The organism is Levilactobacillus koreensis JCM 16448, from assembly GCF_001435525.1.
In the GTDB taxonomy this organism is placed as follows: Bacteria; Bacillota; Bacilli; order Lactobacillales; family Lactobacillaceae; genus Levilactobacillus; species Levilactobacillus koreensis.
Window position 1 is genome coordinate 1 of record NZ_AZDP01000081.1, and the last position, 4,876, is coordinate 4,876.

Annotated in this window: 4 protein-coding genes; 1 reads left to right on the top strand and 3 read right to left on the bottom strand. The window is 50.9% G+C overall.

What is annotated here, in order from left to right:
- Nucleotides 1-524 precede the first annotated feature (524 nt).
- Nucleotides 525-992 (top strand): flavodoxin, encoded by a 468-nt coding sequence (locus FC99_RS07155; protein ID WP_048733564.1) that lies wholly within the window; start codon nt 525-527, stop codon nt 990-992.
- A gap of 107 nt (nt 993-1,099) precedes the next feature.
- On the opposite strand, the gene FC99_RS07160 is transcribed toward FC99_RS07155, so the two are convergent.
- From FC99_RS07160 to FC99_RS14160, 3 genes are all read right to left on the bottom strand, one after another.
- On the bottom strand, nt 1,100-3,085 hold the full coding sequence (locus tag FC99_RS07160) for an elongation factor G (RefSeq protein ID WP_048733566.1): 1,986 nt from the start codon (nt 3,083-3,085) through the stop codon (nt 1,100-1,102).
- A 16-nt stretch (nt 3,086-3,101) separates the two neighbouring features.
- Entirely contained in the window at nt 3,102-4,640 is a 1,539-nt protein-coding gene (locus FC99_RS07165; RefSeq protein WP_048733567.1) for a hypothetical protein, read from the bottom strand.
- Nucleotides 4,641-4,675: 35 nt separating this feature from the next.
- Nucleotides 4,676-4,876: hypothetical protein (locus tag FC99_RS14160; RefSeq protein WP_235805882.1), on the bottom strand; the 201-nt coding region annotated here is incomplete at its 5' end.

Here is a 4,876-nt window from a genome sequence, read left to right on the forward strand (position 1 = left end):
GTGGCTTCAAAGCGAGCGAGAAGACTGGTGTTTTTCCAGTCTGAAGCGTCCCCACATAGTAGGCAGAATTCCGGGCAGCCGGTGCGCGGTCAATTTAGCGGCATCGGTGCGTGCTGACACCGGGACGAAGTAGACCATTCCATCTTTAGCAATTTCATAAATAATTTTTGTGACTTAGTAGTCGTATCCTTGGACAATTTAATCCGCTAACTACCGGCCTTTTGCCCACCTGATTAGTTAGGTGTTAGGTGCCAAAAAGCGAAAATCGTCCGAGTTTCTTTGGCTTATCTATTGATAATGTTGTACTATGAGAATGAAGCAACGTGGTTTTGGCTGGTGCTAAACCGGCTAAGAACGCCACGCCCTCCTGAATTGGGGTGCCCTAGCTTCAGCGTAACCTTCCGGGTGATCGTCTACACAAATGCGTCATGGACTCACCTAGTTACGCCGTTATTAGTTACCACTCCCTATGTTTTTTGTCACGCTGAACTCAACTTAAATGATTTAAGCAAAGGAGACTTTATATGTCAGCACTTATTGTTTACTTTTCAACCACTGGCAATACTAAAACGGTGGCAACGCGGTTAGCCGAGACGACCAATTTTCCCATTGAACAACTTCAGCCAGTTGACCCTTACCCGGATGCATTTGACGAAAAAATGGCCCGGTGGCACAAGGAACGTGACAGCGACTTGCGCCCCGACCTCTCAACGACGGTGGATACCAGCGCTTACGATACCATCTACCTCGGTTACCCCATCTGGAGCAACAACCTGCCCGCCGTGTCCCGCACCTTCTTGGACACGCACGACCTGAGCGGTAAGAACATCATTCCGTTCTGTACAAATGGGGGCAGTGGCTTCGGTCAAAGCCTTGACCGTATCCGTCAGTTAGCCCCAGATACCACGATCTTACCCGGATTTGAAATTTACAACACCTTGATCGATCACAGCTCTAGCCTGGAAAGTTGGCTGGAAGCACAGAAGAAGTAGCCTAAGCATGTCTTAAAAAAGATGTCATTCCTAATTATCAGGAATGGCATCTTTTTATTATTAATTATTATATTTTTTAGTTATTAATTATTAACTAACTCTAATTATTAGTCGTTCACTTTTAACGCCGCCAACTCGGCCGGCGTATAAGCATACTCAATGTGGGCCATCCCCGGCACATCGTCCCACTGAACCGGATAGCCGGCGCCATGTGCGCAGAAGACGGACCCCGGCGTGTTATCCAGGTCGCCCACGGGATCGTAATCTGCGGCCGCCACAACTTCTGCGGCATTGTGGCACGGCCGGTAACCGTCAACTAGACACTCCAACTGGCCCTGACCATGCGTGTAGGCCTGGACTTCCTGCGAGTAGTCCTGCATTTCACTCACGGGTGCTGTTCCCGTCAACGTGGTCATCCCCGCCACGGTGGTTGGTTCCGCCGAAGCGTCAAAACGACCACTCATCCGCTGAATGTCATTCATGGCCCGACCAACCTGGTCTTGGCCGACCTCTAAGCGGAAACGATACCAGGGTTCCAACAGTTGACAGGCATTCTGTCGCTGCAACATCATCAGTCCTTGTCGCACTGCTCGCCACGTGGCCTCGCGAAAGTCGCCCCCGACCGAATGGACGATACTAGCCCGACCGGTCACCAACGTCATTTTAACGTCGGTCAACGGCGCACCCGTCAAGACGCCGAGGTGTTCCTTAGCGCCGAGGTTGGAGAGGACTTGATGTTGCCAATTCTTCCCCAGAACCTCTAAGGAACAATCCGCAGCAAACGATAGCCCACTCCCCCGCGGTGCCGGCTGCATCAGCAAGTGCACCTCCGCATAGTGCCGCAGCGGTTCAAAGTGACCGACACCTTCGACTGGCTGGGAAATGGTCTCCTTGTAGAGAATACTGCCCTCGCCAAAGCCAACATCGAGCTGGAATCTGTCGTGCAAGATCTGTTGCAAAATTTCCAGCTGCACGGCTCCCATGATCTGCACGCGAATCTCCTGCAACTGACTGGACCAAGCCACGTGTAACTGGGGGTCCTCATCTTCGAGTTCCCGCAGAATCCGCAGGCAGTCGTGACTATCATGGCCCCGTGGATCGAGTGTATAGGTCAGCACCGGCTGGATCTCTGGCTTGGGCGCATCCGCTGCATTGCCTAGTCCCTGTCCGGCATGGGTGGCCGTTAAATTAGGAATCGCGCAGACCTCACCGGCTGTGACCGCCTGACGGATGGTGAACTTTGTGCCGTTGTAGACTCGCAATTGATTAACCTTCTGCTCGCCCAAAATCACGGCCTTATTGGCCAGTTGGCCCCCAGTCAACCGCAACCACGTCAGGCGTTCGCCCTTGTCATCATGGGAGATCTTAAAGACCTTAGCGCCAAAGTCATCGGTGTACTCAGTCGCTTGCGTCCAATGGTCCAGACCGGCGAGAAATGACTCGACCCCGTCCAATTTCAAAGCCGCCCCAAAGTAACAAGGGAACACTTCCCGTTGCTGAATCATTTGGCGAACCGTGTCGTCATCCAACTCACCACTGTCCAGGTACTGTTCAAGGACCATGTCATCTTGCATGGCGATGTCTTCGGCCGCGTCGACTGGAATGGCGGAACTCCCAGCGGCGTTCCCAAACGCAATGCAACCCGCCGAGAAGACATCTTGTAGCTGAGCCAGCACCCGGTCACGGTCGGCCGTCGGTGCATCCATTTTATTCACAAAGATAAAGGTCGGCACGTGGTAGTGTTCCAGCAACCGCCAGAGCGTACGCGTGTAGCCTTGAATGCCATCGGTGGCTGAGACCACTAGGATGGCGTAGTCCAGGACACTGAAAACCTGCTCCGTTTGGGAAGCAAAGTCCACGTGTCCCGGGGTATCCAGTAAGGTTAAGTCGAGGTCGCCGTGTTGCAGGCTGGCCTGATGGGAGAAAATAGTGATTCCCCGCTGTTTTTCTAAGTCGTCTGAATCCAGAAAGGCGTCCCCATTGTCTACCCGGCCCAATTGTCGCACGGCGCCGGCCCGGTAAAGTAGCGCTTCGGATAGTGTTGTTTTGCCGGCATCGACGTGGGCAATAATGCCCGCTACGATTCGTTTCATCGCCAGGAGTCCCTTCTCATTTGTCGTGTTTCTTCTTTTTCAATAGCTTGCGCGCCGCCTGCATTGAGACAACATTTCCCGCTTTGGACGTACTAGTTTTACCGAAGAAAGCATCGCTACACTGCTTGGCTTGGTCAACTGTCAGGTCACCTAAAGCAACTAACGCCTGCATGACCGCGGCAAAGAAACGACCATTCGCTTGATAATCCTTTTGCTCTGTTTTTGCCCAGGTTCCAAATTCTTGCCAGTCTGCAGCCTTCCATTGATCAGGCACTGTTGCGTACTGCGCATAGAAGAGATCCGCGATGTCCGCGGCATTAAGGATCACATTACCTGCGATTGTCGCCCACGACGGAAGATTGTCATAATTATCCCGCGTCAGCCAAAGCCGAACTCCGGCCTGAACACCGATTTGATGGGCCTTGATAGCCGTTTCCTTTCGCCATCCATCCGTTTCAGGGAGATGGACCTGCTTCAAAAATCTCTGTTGGGTGTCCGGATCACAGTCCTTAGCCAGCAATTTGAGTCTATCAGGCGATTTTAAAATTTTCTCAATTTCATCCGCTGAAAGATCCAAGCTGCTGGTCAGCTGTTCATTACTTTTATAAAGGCCACCTACTCCGTTCTGGGCGTTAGCTTTGTCCATAAATTGTTGAATCGCCTGAGGATCATCTGTGTCAACACCCTCGGCCACCATTTGCTGCCAAGTTAGTTTAGCTGGACCATAATTATCAGGATCTTTTGCCCGTTCGATCATGGCCGGAGCCGCAGCCATCATGTACCGTTGATACGTGCCAACCTTTTTGACGTTAAGCCAACCGTTCTGCCCCAAGAAGTCCAGCAAAGCGCAGAGGGCTGGCACAACCAGCGCATACTCTTCCGGTTCTAACGTCAAATTAGAGACAAAATAGCCTGAAAAGACGCCAACAATTGCCTTCTTGGTCCAAGACTTGGGTGTTTTTCGATAATCGTTGTAGGCCCGCTCAGTTAACGTATCGAGCACCATGCGCAGGAAATCTTCGGCGACTCCCTTGGGACGCTTTTTCCAGTCCGCACTGGCAACATAAGCACTGACCCATTGATCCGTGTACGCACTGATATTATCAGCCGTGCGTTGCTGCCACTGTGGCAAGCCATCATCAAACTGACCACCGTCAAACAAGTCTTCCTGCCCTTGATTCTCATCAGGAATCGTGTCAATAATCCCATTCAAAATCATGGCCAATTGATTGTACTCTGCACGGGTAATCTTAGTTTTCCTAGTCACCACCGCAAATTCAATAAACATTTGAATACTGTCGTAAGTGTCCACTAAGGTCCCAGCGGCCGTTGGATCCGGATCCTTCGCTGCCATATTACCTAACATCACTAACAGGGTCTGCACATCTTCAACGGTCCACTGTGATAGAGTCCTTGAAAACATGGTTGTCATCATACTGCCAAACTGACTCACACACATTTGAACATAACTGGCCGGAATATCGTCAATTGCTTGGTACTGCTCTGACGTCAAAAATTGGGGCCATAGTGCGTCAATTTCGTTTACTTTTCCCATGACTTACTTCTCCTTTGACTAGCTACGAGTTTCCACTAATCATACCATGAAACGACTTCAGAACTGAAATGACCACCTACTCTTACTAACGAAATTCGGCAGCGATTTGTAACACAACCAGCTAGAAATGTTCCACATGAAACATTTACTTGTAACCTAAAGGTTGAAAGTTCCAAAATGCCAGTCATGCCTGCTCTAGCAACAACAGTGAGACTAAAACTAGGCAACCTGGTGGG

Coding starts and splice junctions, on each gene's coding strand:
- FC99_RS07155 (WP_048733564.1), top strand. CDS start 525: ATGTCAGCACTTATTGTTTACTTTTCAACCACTGGCAATACTAAAACG.
- FC99_RS07160 (WP_048733566.1), bottom strand. CDS start 3,085: ATGAAACGAATCGTAGCGGGCATTATTGCCCACGTCGATGCCGGCAAA.
- FC99_RS07165 (WP_048733567.1), bottom strand. CDS start 4,640: ATGGGAAAAGTAAACGAAATTGACGCACTATGGCCCCAATTTTTGACG.